20 protein-coding genes are annotated in these 20,583 nt (G+C 67.2%); 7 read left to right on the top strand and 13 right to left on the bottom strand.

Features of this window, described 5'->3' with window-relative positions; all coding sequences use genetic code 11:
• Positions 1 to 10: 10 nt before the first annotated feature.
• Positions 11 to 1,663, top strand: coding sequence for a CocE/NonD family hydrolase (locus ACFXKN_RS23740; RefSeq protein WP_378973980.1), 1,653 nt, complete (start codon positions 11 to 13; stop codon positions 1,661 to 1,663).
• A 169-nt stretch (positions 1,664 to 1,832) separates the two neighbouring features.
• Here the strand turns inward: ACFXKN_RS23740 and ACFXKN_RS23735 are convergent, their stop codons facing one another.
• The 3 genes from ACFXKN_RS23735 to ACFXKN_RS23725 form a co-directional block, all read right to left on the bottom strand.
• The gene (locus tag ACFXKN_RS23735) at positions 1,833 to 3,569 is read right to left on the bottom strand and encodes an alpha/beta fold hydrolase (protein ID WP_378973975.1); all 1,737 of its coding nucleotides are present in this window, start codon (positions 3,567 to 3,569) and stop codon (positions 1,833 to 1,835) included.
• Between the two features lie 68 nt (positions 3,570 to 3,637).
• Positions 3,638 to 4,192 (bottom strand): TetR/AcrR family transcriptional regulator, encoded by a 555-nt coding sequence (locus ACFXKN_RS23730; protein ID WP_378973970.1) that lies wholly within the window; start codon positions 4,190 to 4,192, stop codon positions 3,638 to 3,640.
• Between the two features lie 64 nt (positions 4,193 to 4,256).
• Positions 4,257 to 5,207 (bottom strand): NAD(P)H-dependent flavin oxidoreductase, encoded by a 951-nt coding sequence (locus ACFXKN_RS23725; RefSeq protein ID WP_378973966.1) that lies wholly within the window; start codon positions 5,205 to 5,207, stop codon positions 4,257 to 4,259.
• 108 nt (positions 5,208 to 5,315) lie between these two features.
• On the opposite strand from ACFXKN_RS23725, the gene ACFXKN_RS23720 reads away from it, so the two are divergent.
• Positions 5,316 to 5,618 carry a hypothetical protein gene (locus tag ACFXKN_RS23720; RefSeq protein WP_378973961.1) on the top strand — a complete coding sequence of 101 codons (303 nt, stop codon included), beginning with the start codon at positions 5,316 to 5,318 and terminating at the stop codon, positions 5,616 to 5,618.
• Here ACFXKN_RS23720 and ACFXKN_RS23715 read toward each other — a convergent pair.
• Complete coding sequence (locus tag ACFXKN_RS23715; protein ID WP_378973958.1) at positions 5,554 to 6,132, bottom strand: TetR/AcrR family transcriptional regulator; 579 nt, start codon at positions 6,130 to 6,132, stop codon at positions 5,554 to 5,556. The genes ACFXKN_RS23720 and ACFXKN_RS23715 overlap by 65 nt on opposite strands.
• Before the next feature lie 99 nt (positions 6,133 to 6,231).
• Here ACFXKN_RS23715 and ACFXKN_RS23710 point away from each other — a divergent pair, with 99 nt between their 5' ends.
• Together ACFXKN_RS23710 and ACFXKN_RS23705 are read left to right on the top strand one after the other, a co-directional pair.
• The gene (locus ACFXKN_RS23710) at positions 6,232 to 6,900 is read left to right on the top strand and encodes a class I SAM-dependent methyltransferase (RefSeq protein ID WP_379433844.1); all 669 of its coding nucleotides are present in this window, start codon (positions 6,232 to 6,234) and stop codon (positions 6,898 to 6,900) included.
• 73 nt (positions 6,901 to 6,973) lie between these two features.
• Positions 6,974 to 7,615 carry an HD domain-containing protein gene (locus tag ACFXKN_RS23705; protein ID WP_379433843.1) on the top strand — a complete coding sequence of 214 codons (642 nt, stop codon included), beginning with the start codon at positions 6,974 to 6,976 and terminating at the stop codon, positions 7,613 to 7,615.
• 29 nt (positions 7,616 to 7,644) lie between these two features.
• Here ACFXKN_RS23705 and ACFXKN_RS23700 read toward each other — a convergent pair whose 3' ends face one another.
• The 6 genes from ACFXKN_RS23700 to ACFXKN_RS23675 all read right to left on the bottom strand — a co-directional run bounded on the left by ACFXKN_RS23700 (position 7,645) and on the right by ACFXKN_RS23675 (position 13,711).
• Complete coding sequence (locus ACFXKN_RS23700; RefSeq protein ID WP_379433842.1) at positions 7,645 to 8,385, bottom strand: copper homeostasis protein CutC; 741 nt, start codon at positions 8,383 to 8,385, stop codon at positions 7,645 to 7,647.
• 1 nt (position 8,386) lies between these two features.
• Complete coding sequence (gene nagB / locus ACFXKN_RS23695; protein WP_379433841.1) at positions 8,387 to 9,166, bottom strand: glucosamine-6-phosphate deaminase; 780 nt, start codon at positions 9,164 to 9,166, stop codon at positions 8,387 to 8,389.
• Positions 9,166 to 10,332: an N-acetylglucosamine-6-phosphate deacetylase gene (locus ACFXKN_RS23690; RefSeq protein ID WP_379433840.1), complete on the bottom strand. Its 1,167-nt coding sequence runs from the start codon at positions 10,330 to 10,332 to the stop codon at positions 9,166 to 9,168. The genes nagB and ACFXKN_RS23690 overlap by 1 nt, the downstream gene beginning before the upstream one ends.
• A 100-nt stretch (positions 10,333 to 10,432) precedes the next feature.
• Positions 10,433 to 12,097 (bottom strand): phosphoenolpyruvate--protein phosphotransferase, encoded by a 1,665-nt coding sequence (gene ptsP / locus ACFXKN_RS23685; protein ID WP_379433839.1) that lies wholly within the window; start codon positions 12,095 to 12,097, stop codon positions 10,433 to 10,435.
• Positions 12,097 to 12,360 (bottom strand): HPr family phosphocarrier protein, encoded by a 264-nt coding sequence (locus tag ACFXKN_RS23680; protein WP_378973925.1) that lies wholly within the window; start codon positions 12,358 to 12,360, stop codon positions 12,097 to 12,099. The genes ptsP and ACFXKN_RS23680 overlap by 1 nt, the downstream gene beginning before the upstream one ends.
• 4 nt (positions 12,361 to 12,364) lie before the next feature.
• Entirely contained in the window at positions 12,365 to 13,711 is a 1,347-nt protein-coding gene (locus ACFXKN_RS23675) for a PTS transporter subunit EIIC (RefSeq protein ID WP_379433838.1), read from the bottom strand.
• A gap of 228 nt (positions 13,712 to 13,939) precedes the next feature.
• Here ACFXKN_RS23675 and ACFXKN_RS23670 point away from each other — a divergent pair, with 228 nt between their 5' ends.
• From ACFXKN_RS23670 to ACFXKN_RS23660, 3 genes are all read left to right on the top strand, one after another.
• Entirely contained in the window at positions 13,940 to 14,170 is a 231-nt protein-coding gene (locus ACFXKN_RS23670) for a glucose PTS transporter subunit EIIB (RefSeq protein WP_056821036.1), read from the top strand.
• Positions 14,167 to 14,622: a PTS glucose transporter subunit IIA gene (locus tag ACFXKN_RS23665; protein ID WP_379433837.1), complete on the top strand. Its 456-nt coding sequence runs from the start codon at positions 14,167 to 14,169 to the stop codon at positions 14,620 to 14,622. Before ACFXKN_RS23670 ends, ACFXKN_RS23665 begins: the two co-directional genes overlap by 4 nt.
• 97 nt (positions 14,623 to 14,719) lie before the next feature.
• Positions 14,720 to 15,778, top strand: a complete 1,059-nt coding sequence (locus ACFXKN_RS23660) for a class I SAM-dependent methyltransferase (protein WP_379433836.1) — start codon at positions 14,720 to 14,722, stop codon at positions 15,776 to 15,778.
• Here ACFXKN_RS23660 and ACFXKN_RS23655 read toward each other — a convergent pair.
• From ACFXKN_RS23655 to ACFXKN_RS23645, 3 genes are all read right to left on the bottom strand, one after another.
• Entirely contained in the window at positions 15,760 to 19,050 is a 3,291-nt protein-coding gene (locus tag ACFXKN_RS23655; protein ID WP_379433835.1) for a DEAD/DEAH box helicase, read from the bottom strand. The genes ACFXKN_RS23660 and ACFXKN_RS23655 overlap by 19 nt on opposite strands.
• A gap of 122 nt (positions 19,051 to 19,172) precedes the next feature.
• Entirely contained in the window at positions 19,173 to 19,427 is a 255-nt protein-coding gene (locus tag ACFXKN_RS23650) for a hypothetical protein (protein WP_378973899.1), read from the bottom strand.
• 314 nt (positions 19,428 to 19,741) lie between these two features.
• On the bottom strand, positions 19,742 to 20,257 hold the full coding sequence (locus tag ACFXKN_RS23645) for a vancomycin high temperature exclusion protein (protein WP_379433884.1): 516 nt from the start codon (positions 20,255 to 20,257) through the stop codon (positions 19,742 to 19,744).
• Positions 20,258 to 20,583 lie beyond the last annotated feature (326 nt).

Raw genomic sequence — 20,583 nt, 5'->3', positions numbered from 1 at the left:
TAGTCCGGGGGTGCGATTGGGTGTTGTGGTGGCGCGGGCGGTGGCCGGTGTGGCGTTGGTGCTCGGGATGGTGGCGCCGGCGACGGCTGAGCCGGTGAATGTGGCGTACACGTGGACGCAGGAGTATTTCACCGCGCCCGACGGGACTCGGCTGCACGCTGATGTCCTTCGGCCGCCGGGTGTGGCGTCTGACGCGCGGACTCCGGTGTTGCTGACGGCTAGTCCGTACCGGGCGCATCTGGCGTACCTGTCCCAGCCTCGGCCCGGTGGTGGACCTTCGACCGACAACTTGCCGGTCGAGTGGGCGCTGCGGGCCGGATACACGTATGTGATCGTCGATCTGCGCGGGTTCGGTGGGTCCAACGGGTGCCCGGATTTCGGTGGCCCGGGGGAGCGGTCGGATGTGGCGGCGGCCGTGGAGTGGGCGGCGAGCAGGCCGTGGTCGACGGGGCGGGTCGGGGTGGTCGGGACGTCCTATGAGGGGTGGACCGGGATGATGGCACTGGCCGCGAAGCCGAAGGGGCTGGCGGCGGTAGCGGCGTTCGAGCCGGTTGTCGATCCGTACTCGTACCTCTACATGCAGGGCACGGCGTGGAAATTCGGTGGAAAACCGTTGACCGAGGACGGGATTCGCCCCGCCGACACCGCGGGCGCGGAACACCTGGCGATCGCCTCGACCCCCGGTCACCCCGACGACGGTGACGAGTACAAAGCCAATGCGGTCCAGATGACCCAGGACTGCGCCGCCCGCTACCTCGCCCTCACCGCCGACCACAACGGCGCCAACCCGGACTGGCGCGAGCGCGACATGGTGGAGGCCGTCCGCGGCAACACCACCCCGATGTTCCTCGGCCAGAGCTTCCTCGACTCCAACACCCGAGCCGACCGCATCATCGAGGCCTGGGAAGCCAGAGGTCCTGGCGAGCACCGCGCCTGGTTCGGCCAATGGGGCCACTCGGACTGCCGCGAAAAGTGCGGCACACCCCAGTTCGCCTCGGAGCTCTACGCCTTCCTCGACAAACATGTGGCGGGCGCCGATATCGAGGTGCCGGGTCCTCCGGTGACCGTCGGCCAGTTCGACGGTGGTTGGCGCGGTGAAAACGTGTGGCCGCCTACCGATTCCCGGCGCGCGTCAGTCGCCTTGCGCGCCGGTACCTACAGCGATCGTGGCCTGCTGCCCGGTGCGGACCGGGAAATCTGGTCGATCTCGGCACCGGTCACCGAGCCCGTGCACCTGGCGGGCCGGAGCACCGCCGCGCTGACCCTGTCCGGCCCGCCGGAAGCGACTGTCGCACTGGAGCTCTACGACATCGCCCCCGACGGGCGCGCAACGGTCATCACCCGTGGCATCGCCCCGGTGCGCCCCGAATCCGAGATCCGGCTGCTCTGGCAGGATGCCCGCCTAGCCACCGGCCACCGGCTCGGCGTCCGGATCACCAACGCGGTCGACGACGTGTGGTCGCACACGCCGACGAACGCGACCGTCACCGTCACCTCGGCCCGCCTCGACCTGCCCCTACTCACCACCCCGCGCGAACTCGACCTGCCCGGCGGTGTCCCCATCTGGCATGCACGGTGGCGGACCGAGGAGACCATCTCGATCCAGCCGGAGATGCTGAACGACCCCGCGATGCGTATCGAACTCGCGGCACCGACCGGGTGAGTGCGGCAGGTCGATCTGCCCGTCGGCGCGGCAAAGTCTCCGCGGGATCGGTCGATCGAGCGCCGGTCAGGTCGCGGGTGCGGCCGCACATGCCGCACTGCGGAGCAGGTGGGGGTGGGCTGGGTGTTGTACCGCCGAAGAGGTCTGCGCCGCCTTCCACACCGCTGGGCTAGCGGCTGCTCGTTGAGATCTCCTCTGCGTATTGCATCGCTGCGGAGATCCTTTCGCCCCGCAGGACACTCGCTACCAGAGCGGGATGCGTCAACTGCGGGTAGTGCCCGGTGCCGGAGATGGTGGTGACAGGTCGATCGGTCGGCTCGATCAGCGGATCGTCCGAACCGACGATGATGTCGACCGGAACCGTGACCCTGGCCAGCTTGGCGGCGAGTTCGTCTCGCGAGGCACCGGCGGCGCGCAAGGCCGCGAAAGTGCGCTGCGCAACGCCGGGCCGGCGCAGATTCGCCACGGCGGAGGCGATGGTCGGCCCCTCTGGAATGCCCAGTCGCGCGGCCAATGTCGCCGCGGACATCCGCTTGACGACCTCAGCGGCGATGGGCGAACCCGTGAGCCGGGAGGCGGGCTGCTGCAGGAACGCGGGTGCGATGAGCACGAGCCGCGACACCCGATCGGGATGGCGCAGCGCGAATTCGATGGCAGGCCAGGCGCCGAACGAATGGCCGACAATCACCGGTCGGGTCCGCACCGGCGCCATCAGTTCCGCCATCCAGTCACCGGTCGACTGCGACGAGGCCGCCGAGCGCCCGAGCCCGGGGAGATCGGCCGCCAGTACCGGTGCGTCCAATTCCCGCACCACCTCGGCCCACGAATCGCTGTCGACCGGAATGCCGTGCAGCAGCACATATTCCGGATCGACCTGCTCGCCGACCATCCAGGTACCGCCGCGGAATCCGGACTTCGGGGTTGGCGCGACGGTGCCGTTGCGACTGGCGACGATCCCATCGGCATAGGTGCGCAGCAGTTCGCTGACCGGTGGATGGCTGATGCCGAGCTGTCGCGCGACGATATCGCTGTCGCTGGTGTCGTAACGGTCGCTGCTGATGAAGGACAGCGCTTCGGGATCGGCATGGGTCACCGCGCGGGGAAGTCGACGGACCAACGCGGTCGGCAGCGTGAAGCGCGGCGCCGCGACATGCAGGTGATCAGCGACGAGCCGAATCAGTTCGGGTAGCCCGGGAGTCGCGGCATCCAGTAGCGGATAGGACTTGCCGACCGTATCGGGTTGCGTGGGCAGCCCGACCATGAACCTGGCCACGTAGTCGAGATCGACGACCGGAACAAAGGTATCGGCGGAGCCCGGCAGCGCGGGCAGTCGACCCTGCCAGAGGTTGTCGATGATGTCGGAGAGCCCGAAGTACTGACCGGGTCCGAGCACCCCGGCGGGATTCGCCATGGTCAGCGGGATGCCACGGTCGGCAGCGATGCGCCGAAGCAGGAGATCGGCCTCGACTTTCGACGCCTCGTACGCGCCGTTGCGATAGTCCTGCTCACCCGCGTCCTCGACGGCGCGATAGCCGCTGATGTGCACGACGCGCCGCAGATCCGGTTGCCGTGCGGCCCATTCCAGCACGTGCACCGCCCCGTCGAGATTGACTCGACGCGCCACGTCCGCAGCCAGCCCGAATTTCATCAACGCGGCCGTGTTGTACACATCGCGCACCCCCTCGACGGTGTCGCTCAGTGCGAGATCCGGCTCGCCGATATCGGTCGTGGTGATGGTCAGGCCGACGGTGTCGACACCCTGCTCATCGAGCCAGGTCCGCAGCCGATTCTGACTGCCCGCACGCAGCGCGGCGGTAACGGTATGCCCGGTCCGCAGCAGTTCGGCGACCAGTGAGCGGCCGATGAAGCCGGCGGCGCCGAAAACGATGGAGTCGGTGTGTGCCATGGTGTCCTACTTTCAGTAGACCGATTTACATATTTTCAGAGGAGTCGAAGCTGGAGGTGGGGAGGGGTTCAGACCAGAACGTCGATGGTGTCGGCGAGGTGCTGAAGGGGTTGGCGTGAGCGGTGGGTGCGGGCCAGTACCAGCCCGCCTTCGATCAGGGCGAGCGCGACCGTGGTGATCCGCTCGGGCTCGGGATGGCCGAATCCGATCAGCCGTTCCCGGATCGCCTCTTCCCAGAGTTGATACGTCGCCGAACAGGCCTGCTGCACAGCGCTATTGGTAGACGCGGTGTCCAGGGCAACGGCTGCCACCGGACATCCGATGGTCCAGTCCGACGCTTCCAGTTGATCGCCGAGCAGGTTCACCATCTTTCGCGCGAAATCTCGCGCGTCGGTCGCCTCGATCGTGCGGATGATCGCCGCCATCTCGGTGCCGCTCTCGGCGAGTGCCGCGGCCACCAATTCGTCCTTGCCGCCGGGGAAGTGGAAGTACAGCGATCCGCGCGGCGCCCCACTCTCCTGCACGATCTGATTGAGCCCGGCGCCGAAATATCCATGCGACTCGATCAGCGACCGCGTAGCCCTGATCAGCTTGCACCGCGTTTCGGCTCCCTTTTTGCCCACCGGCTCAAACTAGACCGATCTACATATTTTTGCAACCGCCGACCTCGCGAGGTCGCGGATTCGACTACGTATGACGTGATGCCAGAAGCTCGGCCGCGTCTCCGCACAGGCGGTCGATCACGGTGGCAGCAGGCTCGATATGGGTCACCAAACCGACGCCCTGACCAGCGTCAACGGGTGCGAGCCTGGGATCGTCGACCGCGATCGCCGCGCGAAGACGTTCGGCGTCGGGGAGGTCGTCGGCTTCGGGCCGCGACCACGGATCGGTGAACTCGTTGCGCAGGACGCGCGCCGGATAAATCGGTGGCCACGGCAGATCGAGTGCCTCGTCGAAAGCGGTGGTGACGGTGGTGCTGCTGGAGTTCGCGGCGAGCATCGCCAGGCGGGCGGATTCGGGCAGCAGTGATTCCTCCGCGGCGGCCAGACAGGTCCCGAGCCATGCTCCCGCCGCTCCCGCCGCGAGGACGGCCGCGAGCGTGCGCCCGGAGCCGATACCACCGGCGGCCAGGACCGGGACGGTCGCGATATCGAGGACGGCGTCGAGCAGCGGCAGCAAGGCCAGCCGGTCGGCCCCGTGACCACCGCCTTCGCTGCCGCGCGCGACGAGAACGTCGATACCCGCGTCCTGAGCGCGGTGGGCGCCGGGCGCGTCGTACACCTGGGTCACGGCGAGGATGCCCGCCGCCTGCACCTGCGGCACCCAGGAGAAATCAGTGCCGAAACTGACCGAGATGATCCGTGGACCTGCGGCGATCGCGGCATCCAGGAGCCCGGTTTCGCGGGCGCGGACCCAGTCGACGAGCCCGATCCCGTCCGGCACACCGGCCACAGCCAGCTCGCGACGCAAGGCCACCACCGACCCCGCACTACCCATCCCGATCATCCCGAGCCCGCCCGCCGCGCTCACCGCCGCGGCGAGCTGTCCACCGGCCGCGCCGCCCATCGGCGCGTTCACCACCGGCACTCGCAGTCCCAACGATCGTGACCACTGTGTCGATAGTGTCTGCTCCCGCATCGGTACACCTTTCACCATGGGTTTGACACTCACCATCATGGCAGCCGACAGGAGGTACTCGAGGCGCGTATCTTCGACGGCATTGTCGTACGACGGGATGGGGACGCGATGACGATCAGGGATCGCCTCGAACAGCTGGTGTCCGAGCCACCGATGGTGTTCGGTCAGCCGATCGACACAGCGGACGGAACGATCATCATCACCGTCTCTCGCAGCGGTGGTCTCCTGTGGCACCCGCGTCCGATCGGGCTGTTCGTCATCCACTCCGGACGTGCGCACTGGACGCCCGCGACGGACGCCAATCGCATCGCTCAGCTCGGCGAATGGATCGGCTTGCTCACCGGAGTCATTGCGGCGCTGGCGATTCTGCGCCGCCCACCGTGGCCGGACCTGAGCCGCCGGACCCACTGAGGCCGGACAGCGCGAGCGTTTCGAACCGTTGCCACGCCTGCGTGGGCGGTATCGGCTCGGTCGGCTCGATCACCGTGCCGAGCACGCCGAGCAGCCCCCAGGACAGGAACGCGATCGTGCCGGCGGGCTGCTCGCCGAGGAGCTCACCGACCAGTTCGGCGACACACTGCTGGTAGGCGCGGACGACGGTGGCGGTCGCTTTCGGCCCGATCAGCGGGCGATACACCTCGGGATACTGCGCGGCGAGATGGAACATCACGCGTAACGGCGCGAGCGGGGAACCGGGAGTGGTCGTGCGGATGATCTCGCGGCGCAGGAATTCGGTGCAGCTCACGAGCAGTAGGTCGTCCTTGTCGCGGTAGTGCGCGTAGAAGGTGGACCGCCCCACGTCGGCGCGGGCGATGATGTCGCTGACGGTCACCTTGTCGTAGCCGCGCTCGATCATCAGCTCGATCAACGCCTTGTGCAGCGTGTCCCTGGTGCGTCGAACCCGTCGGTCAGGGTGCTCGGCCATCGATTCCTCCTGCACAGTTTCCCCGGATCTGTTCGATAACGGACACCGCGGGCGATTCTGCTCCTGGTGACGTGCGCGGCGGCGCCCGACCATGAACTCATGTCCCGAAATCAGCTTCTCACCCCCATGTTCGTCAATGACGCCGACACGGGCCTCGTCATCGCAGGCCTGCGTCGATACAACCTGTTCACCTCGGTGTTCTTCCTCGGCAGGCATCGCCGTCTGCTCGCCGAATTCGTCACGCTCTCCGGCGCGCGCCTTGGTGCGCGTGCACTCGATATCGGTTGTGGTCCCGGCAAACTCGTCCGGGCGCTCGGCGAAGCGGTCGGACCGAGCGGTGCTGCCGTCGGCGTCGACCCCTCGGCCACGGCGGTCGCCGACAACAGCGACCGGGATCGCGCCGCGCGCTATCGCTACGTGGTCGGCCCGGCGCAGTCGCTGCCCTTGACCGATGCCGAATTCGATGTTGTCACCTGTACTTTCGTCATGCACCACATCCCCGAGTCGCAGCGTGACGCCGCGATCGCCGAGATGTGGCGAGTAGTGCGGCCGGGTGGACGACTCCTGCTCGCCGACGCGTCACCGTCGCCCCGGATGCGGAAAGTGCTCTCGCTGTTGCTCGGCCGCGGTGGCGATCCGTTCGCCGACGCCGATATCCGCCACTACGCCGGTCAGGTCGAGGCGGTCGGCTTCACCGATCTCACCTATACCCAGAGCCGTGACCAGACGGGCATCCTGACCGCAGTGAAACCGGTCGCCCACCACTGATCTCGGCAACCTGTCGGTGCCCTCGGCTAGGGTCGATCACGACACGATCACCAATCGAGCACGGGGGTGCGGCATGGAGTTCGATCAGCGCGAAATCGAAGCGCGGGAGTTCGCCCTCGCGGCGCACGGCGACCAGCGCTACGGCGAACATCCCTACATCACCCACTTGACAGCCGTTCGGGGTGTCCTCGACGACTTCGGCTACGGCGGCGAACTCGGCCTCGCGGCCTGGCTCCACGACGTCGTCGAAGACACCCCGGTCACGGCCGAGGATGTCGAATCGCGTTTCGGCCGTGAGGTTCTCGATCTGGTGTGGGCGGTCACCGGCATCGGCCCCGACCGCAAGGCACGAAACCAGAACGCCTACACCAAGATCGCTGCCCACCCCAGGGCCGTGATCCTCAAACTCGCCGACCGCACCGCCAATGCCGAGGCCAGCCCGCCCGCCAGCAGCTGGATGGGCATGTACCGCACCGAACACCCCACCTTCAAGGCACACCTCGGCGGCTTACTCTCCGACGACCCCACCGTGGCCCGCATGTGGGAACGCCTAGACCGCCGCCTCGACCCGTCGGTAGCGCCGCCCACCGATCAGTGGTCAGACATCGACCAGTTGGTCGCGGCAGGCGAACACGAAAAGGCCCTTGCGGCAGTACGAGCAGCCTTCGACTGCGATCCCGGCGAAGCAGAACTGATTCTCGCCGAGCGCGCCTGAAACGACTAGCTGACGGCGGTGTTGGCGTCTCAGCCGGGCGGCTGTCGATTCGGCCGGTCTACCGCGAGCAGCTGACGGGCGGCGGCGCCTGCGAGCTCCTCGTCCAGTTGTTCGTGGCCGGACTTGCCGCCCCCGCCGGGCCCGCCGTCGTCGGCGATGACGCGTCGGGCCGACAGATGGATCCCGCTGACGCCGACCCGATGCAGTGCCGGGATGTCGCCGACGGCGATCCCGCCGCCCGCCATGATCTGGATGCGCCCTGCCGCGTGATCGACCATCGCGGCGAGTTCATCGAGACCCTCGGCGCAGGTGGCTGCCCCACCGGAGGTGAGCACCCTGGTCATACCACCGGTTATCAAGGTTTCCAGAGCGGCCGCGCGGTCGCGGATCTGATCTATCCCACGATGAAAGGTCAGCTCTATGTCATCGATACCGTCGAGAACACGGCGTACTCCCTCGACGTCGACCTGGTGGTCAGGAGTGAGCGCACCCACCACCAGACCGGAAGCACCGGCCGAAACTGCCGCTCGCGCATCAGCATTCATCACCGCGAGCTCGTCGGTATCGGTATACACGAAACCCCCGGCCCGGCACCGGATCAGCACGTGGACGGGAATCCCGGTTCCCACCACGGCCTCGATGGTCCCGATACTCGGCGTCAGCCCGCCCGTACTGCCCAGCGCCGCACACAATTCCACCCGATCCGCCCCGACGCGGCGAGCGCCGAGCGCACCCGCCACGTCCTGCACCGCGAACTCGAGCGCGGTCACGTCAGAACGACTGCCAGGCGGGCTTGTTCGCCAGCGCGTACTTGTAGTAATCGGCCAACTTCAACTTGCTCGCCGCGGCTTCGTCGATCACCACCGTGACATGACGATGCCACTGCATGACCGAGGCCGGGCAGAACGCCGACAACGGCCCTTCGGCGGCGGCGGCGATCGCATCGGCCTTGCCCGCGCCGAGCGCGATCATCACCAGGTGACCAGCTTCGTTGATCGTGCCGAGACCTTGGGTGAGCACGTGATGCGGCACATCCTCCGGCCCGTCGAAAAAGCGCGCATTGTCCTTGCGGGTCTGCTCGGTGAGCGTCTTCACCCGCGTGCGCGAGGTCAAGGCCGAACCGGGCTCGTTGAATCCGATATGCCCGTCGGTGCCGATCCCCAGCAGTTGCACGTCGACCCCACCCGCCGCGGCGATGGCCGCGTCATACCGTCGACCTTCACCCGCGACATCACCGGCCTCCCCGTTCGGGCTCAGCACCCGCGCGGGATCCAGGTTCACATGGTCGACGAACTCGGACCTGATCACCGAAAAGTACGACTGCGGATGATCTTTCGGCAAACCGACGTACTCGTCGAGCAGAAAGGCGCTCGCGGTCGAGAAGTCCAGCTCACCTTCGCGGTACCGGCGCGCCAGCTCCTGATAACTCCCCAGCGGCGACGACCCGGTCGCCAAGCCGAGGATCGCGTTCCCGCCTGTCACATAGCCGCCGACGATATCGGCGACCGTGCTCGCCACCTCGTTTTCATCAGCCCGGATCACGATTTCCATCAGATTCCTTCCGTTCCGGCGACGAACACCCGCCGCGGCCGCAATGACTGGTCGGTGACAAGAATGTCGGCACGTGCACCGACGGTGAGGCTGCCGCGTTCGCCCTCGAGGCCGAGTACGCGAGCAGGGGTACGTGTCGCGGAGGTGACCGCGTCGGACAGCGGTATGCCCGCGTCGTGGACGGTCCAGCGCAGCACATCGACGAGCCGAGCCGTGCCGCCCGCGATCGCCCCGGGCGAACCGCCGGCAGTGGCGAGCCGGGCGACACCGTCGTGGACCTGAACATCGAGCGCACCGAGCCGGTAGTCGCCGTCGCTCATGCCCGCCGCCGCCATCGCATCCGACACCAGCGCGATCTGATCCGGCCCCACGATGTCGAAGACCATCACCACCGTCTCAGGCGCCAAATGCACACCGTCCGCGATCAATTCGACCACCATCTCGCCACGCCCGGCCGCGGCCAAGCAGGCGGCGACGGGTCCGGGGCAGCGGTGGTGCAGGGCAGGCATCCCGTTGAACAGGTGGGTTGCGGTGATCGGCCCTCCACGAGCCTCGGCGATACGCGCCGCCGTGGTCGCAGCGTCGGCATCGGTGTGCCCGAGGCTCGGCAGCACATCGTGTCGGCGCATCGCGGCCAGCAGCTCATCGAAATACGCGGTCTCGGGAGCCAGCGTCATCGACCGCACAGTGCCGCGTGCTGCCGCGTAGATCCGCTCGAACAACGCGGGATCGCCGGGAATGATCGCCGCGGGATCCTGGGCTCCACACCGGCTCGCATTGATGAACGGCCCCTCGAGATGCACCCCGAGCAACGCCCCGTCCTCGACAAGACCTGCCAGCATCGCCGCCTGCGCGACCAGCACGTCCGGTTGATCCGACACCAAGCTCCCCATCAACCCGGTAGTGCCGTGCTCCCGATGATGCGCCGCCGCAACCCGAGCCCCCCGCGCATCGGCATTGGGAAACCCGAACCCGGCGCCACCGTGGCAGTGCAGATCGATCAGGCCCGGAAGTACCAGATCATCGCGCGGTGCCGGAAGCCGTTCGGGCGCGGGATGATGTGTGGCCGCACCGACCCAGGTGATCAGACCCCCGTCGAATTCGACGACACCGTCGGCGATTTCACCCACCGCCGCCCCGACGAGTCGCCCGCGCACAAAACCCATCACCACGAAACCTTCCTCCTACCGGCAACGATCGAGAACCGTCGCCGGACACCACACCACGATCCGACCGTCGGCCGGACCGCGTCCACAACAACCTTTTTCACGCCCGCCCGATGATCGCCGCGACCGCCTCGCGCCCCACCTGTGGATTCTGTGCCGCGCACGCCGCATCCGCGGCATCCTGGCACCGCTGCATATCCACGGCGGCCAATGCCGCCCGCACTGCGGGCAACGCGGGCACCGACATCGACAAACTCGTCACTCCGAGCCCCACCAGCACCGGCGCCAACGTCGGATCCGACGCGGCCTCACCACACACTCCCACTGATTTTCCAGCCGCCGTACCGGCCGCCCCGACCATCGCGATCAGATCCAGCACCGCGGGCTGCCACGGATCGAGCAGATGTGCGAGCCCACCCGCCATCCGATCCACCGCACACGTGTACTGGCTCAGATCGTTGGTGCCGATGCTCACGAAGTCGAGATGCGCGAGCAGATCGACGGCACGCAGGGCGGCCGCCGGGATCTCGATCATCGCGCCGACCTTCGTCAATCCGGATTCCCGTGCGAGCGCGGCGAATCCGGCAGCCTCGTCCGCGGTGGCGACCATCGGCGCCATCACCCACAGGTCGGCCCCGGTCGCCTCGCGCGCCCGGGCAAGCGCCGTGAGCTGCGTGGCGAGAGTCTCCGGAAACACCGTGCCGATCCGCAACCCACGCACCCCGAGTGCCGGATTCTCCTCGGTACCGAGATCGAGAAACGGCAGCGGCTTGTCCGACCCGGCATCGAGGGTCCGCACCACCACTCGTCGTCCGGCGAACTGTTCGAGAACCGCTGTGTACGAAGCGGTCTGTTCGTCCAGCGACGGCGCGGACGCCTTCCCGAGATACATGAACTCGGTGCGGAACAGTCCCACGCCCTCACTGTCGACCGGTCCCGCTTTCACCGCGTCATCGACGGTGCCGATATTCACCAGCAGATTCACCGGCGTCCCGTCAGCGGTATGCCCGGGCCCACTGGCCGCCGCGATTCGCGCCTTGTCCGCCGCGGCCTGCTCGACAGCGGCCCGCTGATGCTCAGGACTCGGATCGATCACGACCTCGCCGGTCGTGCCGTCGAGCAACACCGGCGCATCATCGACGAGCCGATCGGTATCGGGACAGTTCACCACCGCGGGCAAGGCGAGGGACTTCGCGAGAATCGCGGTGTGGCTGGTCGGGCCGCCCTCGGTGGTGAGCAACCCGACCACATCGCTGTCACCCAGCATCGCCGTATCGGCGGGTGCGAGGTCCCGCGCGACCAGCACGAACGGATACCCCGGCTCCGGAATGCCCGGCATCGGCAGCCCGAGCAGCACCGCGACGGTCCGCCCGCCGATATCGCGCAGATCGGTCGCCCGCTCGGCCATGTACCCGCCGAGCGCTTCCAGCTTCGCGCAGAACCCCTCGAACGCGAGGTGCACCGCGTGCGCCGTCGGCATCCCGGCCGCCAGTTCCTTCTCTGTGGCGGCGACGATGCCCGGATCCCGGGCCATCGTCGCCGACATCGACAGGATCTCCGATGCGACACCACTCACGCGTGCGGCCCTGGCAGCCATCTCCTCGGACACGCCACCGAGCGCATCCTCGACCCGCGCCAGCTCCTCGGCGACAGTGCCGCCGACCGGATCCTGCGCCGAGGTCTCGAGCTGCGATCCGAACCGCATCCAGGGCGCGCACACCACACCCGGACTCACGCCGAGGCCACGGATCACCTGTTCGGGCATCAGGCGGCGTCCAGATCCGAGGCGATGAGTTCGGCCAGCTGGTCCAGCACCGCGTCGGCGCCCTCGGCATACAGGGTCACCTCGGCGCCGTGGCCCGCGCCCAGCGTCATCACCGCGAGCACGCTGGCCGCGTCGACCGGTTCGCCACCTCCCACCGAAATCCGCACCGGCACCCCCGCGGCCTGCACGGCCTTGGTGAGTCTCGCGGCGGGCCGCGCGTGCAGCCCCACCTCGGATCCGACGATGACGGTGCGGGTTGTCATGGCCTCACTCACCTTCCAGCTTCTTGTCCAACTTCGTTTCGACTTCGGCTACCGATGGTGCATCGGTTCGAGTATCTTCCGTGGCGGTGACGGCAGCCTCCGCTGCGACCACGGCCGCGTCGGGCGCGCCGACCTCGACATCGGTTTCCGCCTCGCGACCCGGGGTCCGCAGGTTCCACTTCTTGATCACGAAGCTGAAGAGCACGTAGTAGATCACCGCGTATCCGAGCCCGATCGGGATCAGCATCCACGCGTCGGTCGCCTTGCCGAAGTTCAGCAGATAGTCGATCGCACCCGCGGAGAACGTGAATCCATCATGGATACCGAGCGCGTTCACCAGCGCCATCGACGTACCCGTCAAGAGCGCGTGCACCACATACAGCGGCCACGCCACGAACATGAACGAGAACTCCAGCGGCTCAGTGATGCCGGTGACGAACGCGGTCAGACCGGTGGACAGCATGATGCCGCCGACCAGCTTCTTCTGCGACGGACGCGCGTTGCGCCAAATGGCAAGCGCGGCAGCGGGCAGCGCGAACATCATGATCGGGAAGAAACCCGTCATGAACGTGCCCGCGCTCGAATCACCGGCGAAGAAGCGGTTGAGGTCGCCGCGCACGAGCTGGCCGGAGGCATCGGTGTAATCGCCGACGAGGAACCAGACCGTGGAGTTCAGGATGTGGTGCAGACCGGTCGGGATGAGCAGCCGGTTGGCCGCGCCGTAGATACCGCCACCGACCACCGAGTTGTCCGCGACGGTCTCACCCACCCAGGTGAGCGCGGAGTTGAACGCCGGATACAGGAACGCCATGCCGACGCCGACGACCAAGCCGGTGACCGCGGTCAGGATCGGCACCAGCCGCCTGCCGTTGAAGAAGCCGAGGAAATCGGGCAGCTTCGTGCGATAGAACCGCTGCCACAGAATGGCCGACAGCAGACCCATCACGATGCCGCCGAGGACGCCGTAGTTGATCAGCGCCTGCGCGCCCTTCGGGTCGGTCTTTCCCTCGAGCACGATCGGTGACATCGCCTTGAACACGCCGTCGATCACCATGTAACCGACCACCGCCGCCAGCGCGGTCGACCCGTCGGCCTTCTTGGCCCAGCCGATCGCGATGCCGACCGCGAAGATCAGCGGCAGCCAGGTGAATACGGCCTGCCCGGCCGCCGAGATGACCGAAGCGGTGCTCTCCAGCGCGGAGAAACGACCGAGGAGATCGTCCTGGCCGACGCGCAGCAGGATGCCCGCCGCGGGGAGCACCGCGATCGGCAGCATGAGGCTGCGACCGAGGCGCTGCAATCCCGCGAACACCTTCGATTCTTGTTGAGGGGTGTCGGTAACGGCAGTCATGTCGACCTTCTTCGTGCCGGCTTCCCGGCGGTCTCGGCGAGGGAGGACCGGCTTGCCCGCCGATCCGGGTTAACTGTTGTGAACCGGTATCCCTGACGGGTACTGTCCGGTCATAACCAGTTGCCAGTTTGACCAGGTGGCGGTCGGATGTCAACCGCTGAATATGATGTGGCGCACATTCGAGACTCCCATACTGGTACTGGCAACCACCGCGGAAAGGGAGAACATATGTCCAAAGCGGAAGCGATCGTCGCCGGCCTCGGCGGCGCGGACAACATCGTCGAGATCGAGGCCTGCATCACCCGGTTGCGCACCGAAGTGAAGGACGGAAGCAAGGTCGACGAGGCCGCGCTCAAGGCCGCGGGCGCGCACGGTGTGCTCAAGTCGGGCTCGGTCGTACAGGTCGTCGTCGGCCCGGAAGCCGACACCTTGGCCGACGACATCGAGGACATCCTTTGAGCATTCCGGTCATCGCCCCCCTCCCCGGCAAGGTCGTGGCCCTGTCCGAAGTCCCCGATCAGGTCTTCGCCGAACAAATCGTCGGCTCCGGCGTAGCGCTCGACCCCGACCGCACCCGCGGCCCGCTCATGGTGACGGCCCCCATCGCCGGCAAGATCCTCAAACTCCACCCCCACGCCTTCGTCATCCTCGGCCACGGCGTCGGCGTCCTCGTTCACCTCGGCATCGACACGGTGAAACTGAAGGGCGAAGGCTTCGAACTCCTCGCCACCGAAGGCGACACGGTAGAAGCGGGCGCCCCCATCGTCACCTTCGACCCGACCGAAATCGCCGCCACCGGCTACTCGGTCATCTGCCCCGTCGTGGTGATGGACTCCGCCAAGGACTCGATCCACACCGACACCATCGGCACCACCGTGGACTCCGGCGGCCTCCTGTTCGACTCACCGTAGCCACCCTGACCTGCTGCTGAACCTTTCGGCGCGCCGACCCGTAATCCGTAGCAGCGGGTCGGCGCCGATTCGTGTCGCATCAACAGGAGGACGACCGGTGAGCGGAGCGGAGCAGACCAGTGAGGAGTTCGCCGAGCGGTTGTTCGGGGCGGCGCTCGGGGCGATCGACGTTCTCGCGGTGCATCTCGGGGATCGGCTCGGCTGGTATCGGGCGTTGGCTGCCGGTGGGCCCGCCGATGCGGGTGAGTTGATCGCGCGGGCGGGTGGGGATCGTCGGTACGCGCAGGAGTGGCTCGAGCAGCAGGCGGCGACCGAGATTCTGACGGTGACCGCGGACGGGCGGTTCGCGCTGCCGGTCGGCCCCGCGGAAGTCCTCACCGACCCGAGAAGTCTCAATTACCTTGCGCCACTTGCTCGTATGCTGGCGGGCGCTGCCGCCCAGATGCCCGCGCTCGTACGCGCTTATCGCGACGGCGGTGGAGTCGGCTGGTCCGAATACGGCGCCGACATGCGCGAATCACAGTCGGACATGAACCGCCCCTGGTTCGAACAACGCCTCGCCACCGACCTGGCCGGTGTCGCCGACGTCCACGCACTGCTTTCGCGCCCGGATGCCAAGGCGGCCGACATCGGCTCCGGCGGCGGCTGGTCCACGATCGCGCTGGCCCGCGCCTACCCCGAGCTGACTGTCGACGGCTACGACATCGACCAGCCCTCGGTGCGGATGGCCTGCGAAAACGCCGCCGACCTCGGCAACCGCGTCCGCTTCCACCAGGCCGACGCCGCCACCGACCTCCCCGAATCCACCTACGACGCGTTGTTCGCCTTCGAATGCCTGCACGACATGCCACACCCTGTCGAGGTGCTGACCTCGATGCGCAAGGCGCTGCGCCCCGGCGGCGCGGTGATCATCATGGATGAGGCTGTCGCCCCGGAATTCACCACACCCGCAAGCGATATCGACCGTCTGATGTACGGGTTCAGCCTGCTGGTCTGCCTGCCCGACGGTATGGCGCACCCCGACTCCGCAGGCACCGGCACAGTCATGCGCACCGCGAAGCTGGGGGAGTACGCCGACAAGGCCGGTTTCACCGCCGTGGACATCCTCCCGATCGAGGACTTCGGATTCTGGCGCTTCTACCGGCTCACGGTCTGATCGGCCAGCTGCTCGGTCTCGACCGTCCAGCGCCTGGCGAGGTCGTCGAAATACCGCTGGCTGCTCCACAATCGGTAGTTGCCGATCACGTAAACCCGCCGCCGAGCGCGCGACACCGCCGCGTTGAGCACATTCGGATTCGTCGCCGCCCACCGTCGCGACCCGCCCGCGGCGGGCGATGTCCCCAAGATCAGCACCACAACCTCGGCCGAATTGCCGTGCATCGCATGGACAGTCCCCACTTGCCGCTCCGCGAACTCCGCACCGAGCACCTCGCGCGCGACCTCCTGCGCGCCATCGGCGACATCACGGAACGGGCTGACCACACGGATATCGGCCGCGGCCACCCCGTCCTCGGTCACCCGCGCGAGCAGTGCGGCGAGCGCTTCACCTTCACCGGGAATCCAATTGCCTTCGGCCCGTACGGATCGGACATCGATCCACCTATCGTGTCCGGGAAACTCCGGCCGATCCGGCGTGCCGAATACCAGCAGATCATCGTCATAGGCAATGTGATGCGTGAGCTCGAAAATCGGCCTGTCACTGCGGCGATGGACGCGCAACGGCGTGCCGACCCACACCGGCGCGACCGAATCCGATGGCATCAACCACGTCCCGTACCGCACCCCGCGATCCGCCGCCTGGCGCGCCGACGCCTGATCCGGCATCCACTCCGCGTCGAGCCCGTACTGCTGCACCAACGCTTCCTGCGCCGAAGTGGGCAGTGTGCCAACAGGTCCCAGCTGACGGTGATCACCGACGATTACCGCCCGCCGGGCCCGCCACAACCCGCCGGCCACCGACTGCGGCGCAGCCTGCCCCGCATCGTCAACAAACAACCATCCGAGCGCCTGCGAGCCCAGCCCGGCGAACAACCGAGGCAGCGCGGTGAAGGTCGTCGTGATCATCGGCACCGCGAAGAACAGCGTCTGCCAGGCCGCCACGACGGTCTCCGGCCTCGGCGCGGCCGCGAGCTCACCACGGATCAACGCGATAGCGACGATCAGATTGTCGCGAACCCGCGGCGCCGCGTTCAGCAAGAACGCGCGATGCAGCTTCAACGCCGACAGGAACAGCTCACGCCGCGCGCTCGCGTACTGTTCGTCCGCCCACGGATTGCACAGCTGGAACTGCTCGTCGTCACCCGCGACATCGCCGAACGGTATTGTCCGCGACCAGTTCTCGCGCCCACGCTCGATAACATCCAGCGCCGCCGCCCGCCGCTCCGTCAACTCGACGTGCTCGCGAATCAGCGTGCGTCCGTGCTCGGCTGCCTCGGCCCACTGTTCCCGCGTGTATTCCACCTCGGTCTGGCGACGCCGCATATCCGCCTCGGCGATATGTCGTTCCCGCAGCAACTCATTGCTGCGGGCACTCCACCGCCGCCCCGCCCGGAACCCCGTCGACAGCGACGCAACGAACCCGGGCTTGCGCCCACCGTGCTCGCTCAGGAACTTGCCAGCCCGATGATGCGCGGCCTGAGCGACGCGCAGATTTTCGGTGGCCAGCTGATGACGTTCCCGCCAATGTGCATGTGCGTCATCGGCATTGGCGATCTCAGCCGCCGTCGACTGCAACCCCGCGTTCATGGTGGGCAGGTCGGCAACCGCATCGGCGACGTCCTGCCGCACTTGCGCGAGCCTGCGTACCTCGGCGCGGCGAATGGTGAAGTCCCGCACCGCGGTCGGCCAATCCGGAATCGAATCCGGGTCGGCCTCGGCCTGCTTGAGGATGTCGAGCATCCCACCGTTCGGTGTCCCGCTCTTTCGCTCGGCGGCGAACCGATCGCCGAACCAGAACTGTTCGGCGAACGTCCGTCGCGTTTCGCCCAGTGCCGCGGCGACCAATCCCCAAGCGGGTGCACCGCCGACGAGTTCGGCCAGTTCGGTGAAGTGATTGAGCTCGCCGTCGATCGCGCCACGATGCTGGATCTCGGCGACCACTTCGGCAGCGGTGGCATCGCTGCCCGTCGCCAGTACCACTTCGAACCCGGTCACGCTGTTCGCCAATCGGTGCGCGCCCACCGTGTAGTTCTTGGCCACCTGCACCTGCTCGGTGACTCCAGCGAACACCGCCATCGGATCATCGAAAGCCGCCAGCTGAGCGGCTCGCTCGACCAGAATCCCGGCGAGCAGGTCTCGCAGCATCGTCGTCGTTCCGGTGCCGGGCGCGCCGTGCACGGCGAAAATCCCGGCACCGTCGCGCAATTCGGACAGCGCACGGTCGACCGCGAACTGCTGTCCCGACACCAGCGGATCGCCCGGCCAGCGACCGTCCGGAACGAGTTGGGGGAGTAGCCCTTCGACTACCGCATCCTGTCTCCGACGCACATCGATCCGGTCATCGACAGGAAGCGCTTCCGCCGCCGTGAGGTAGTCCCGCAGCGCCGCTCCGATATCGCCGCGTTCCACCGCCTTCGCGAGCTCCGCCAGATCCGGCCCGAGCCCACTGTTGAGCCGATCCTCGGCGGCATCGCTGTCCGCATCACGCGCCGCGACCTGGACGCACGCCACCCGCACACCACCGGCCCGCAGTTCCGATCGAATGCCCAGCGCGGCACACAGTTCGCCGGTGAAAGTGTGCAGGTCGCGACCGGTCAGCCGGGGCTCCTCGACAATGTCCTCATCACCCCCGGTGGCGAACCGTTCGGCGAAGGCCAACGCCGACATTCCGGCAAGCCCCGGCGAGATAACCCCATCCGCACCCGCCGCGATCAACGAAGCGGCAACACCACGACCGGCCATATCAAGCGCACGCCACCGCGGCGCCGGACCCATGTGCTCGTTGTCCGGCTGCGTCTCTCGTGTGAGCGTGTCGAGCGCGGCAGTGAACGCCGCCGAATCATGGTCGAACCCGTCGGCCCAGCCGCTATCGCCGGGGCCCGGCGCTCGCAACCGATTCACGACCCATGCCAACCCCGACAACGTCGCCGAGCCACCGACAACCACGCCGCTGTCGGTGAGCGTCACCGCGAAAGCCGCTGTGGTCCCGGCGCGTCGAGCGTCGGCCTCTAGCTGATCCTCGCCGAATGTCCGCACCAGCGCTTCTCGCGCGCGACCCACTTCGAACAACCCGCCGTACACGACGAACTGCCACACCCGCCCCGACTTCAACGCGGGCAGCGCGGCGAGGTTCTCCCACGGCGCGAGCTCATCCGCCGCGAGATCGATCACCGCTGCGTCGGTCTCGACATCGGGCACAAGCTGCGGACCGAACAACTCCACGGTCTGCCAGAAACGCACGAGCCGCGCGGCGTGCTCGGAACCGCCCACGATGCACCCCAATCCGGTCGGACATCATTGCAGACAACCCCGATCACGGTACGCGATCCGGATCCCTCTAGCACGCCACCCCGACGGTCCCGCCTGCCGTGGCGAGACCATCGGTGCTGGTCCTACAGCCGCGGCAAGCACCCCGCCGCCCGCAACCGCCCCGCCAGCGAACTCGAAACCAGTGCGCCCGACCCGCTACCACCGCCGAGAGCCACCAGCACATCCCCACCCAACCCGGCCCCGAACGAGCACCCGAGCACGTTGATATCGATGAAGATGTTCTCCTTCGGCTCCGGCTCCGCCGCAGCGGAACCCGCCCCGACCACAGCCCCGGCGACCACAGCCAACGCAATCGCAGCTGTCTTGATGATGCCCACTCGTCCTCCTCGATCAGCGCAGTACATACCGACGACCAGGGTTGACCACCCTGACTGCCCGGAAACCTCGACCTTCAGCTGGGAAAACCCTTTGACCCGTCGACCTCGCGCCGCGCACGCTGGGGTCATGGACGACTTGGCCCACGCCGCAGACCAGTTCGTGCTCGGTGAGCTCAACGGTGAGGATCTGTCCATGGTCGCGGCCGAGCGCTCGCGCGTGGGTTCGACACGCCCGCGCTGGTCGAGCCTGCAACGTTCGGTGCATCCTCCGAGGTGGCGACGTTTCGCCGCCTACCTATGGTCCCGACCCGCAGTCAGCGCAGCAGCATCTCCGCCACGGCCTTCGGTGCTGCAAGCCATTCACGAACGTTGTTGCGTACCTCGGTGACCCGCCTGCAGTCGCAATAGGCGACCACCCCGTCGGCCTCGATACCCGCTGCCCGGCACAGTGCCACCGCGCGGGGGAGATGCTGATACTGGCTCACGATGATCGCCCGGTCGACGCCGAACATCGACCTCGCCCGCTCACACGTCTCCCGGGTGGACAGTCCAGCACCATCTGACCGAATAATGGCCGGGTCGATGCCGTGGCCGAGTAGATAGCGCCTCATCGACGCGATCTCGTCGCCCGACGAGCCGCCGGCATCCCCGGACAGCAGAATCGTCTTGGCCTTGCCCGCTTCGACCAACTCGATCGCGACATCGAGACGTCCGCGTAGATAAGCCATCGGAGTTCCGTCCGGCGCGACCCTGGCACCCGGGATGATCACGACGGGTGCGCTGGGCGCGGCCGCCACATCACTTCTATGGCCTGAGGACAAAATCCACATCGCTATGTTTGCCCCGGCCGTCACCAACACGAGGCCACCCGCCACGACAAGTCCGGCCCGCGCGATGCGACGCAACCGCCGACGCTTCCCGCTATGTTCGCCCGCCATAGGCCCTTTCATACATGAACACTGCGAAAATATCCCCTGACTAGGGGATTTGACATTACAAATGTCGACACGTAACTTTATTCGAGTCAGAGCGACACGGACACCGACTCAGCCGCCAAGCGAGTGAGACACGAGGTAGGACGTTGAGCGCCTGACTGATCATGTGTTCAGAGGAACTCCGGTCGGATTTGCTTCCGGCGGGTTGTCTGAGCTAAGTT

Source organism: Nocardia sp. NPDC059195, assembly GCF_042754695.1.
GTDB lineage: Bacteria > Actinomycetota > Actinomycetes > Mycobacteriales > Mycobacteriaceae > Nocardia.
Note: the sequence above shows the minus strand (reverse complement) of the source record. Positions and strands in the feature narration are given on the sequence as shown.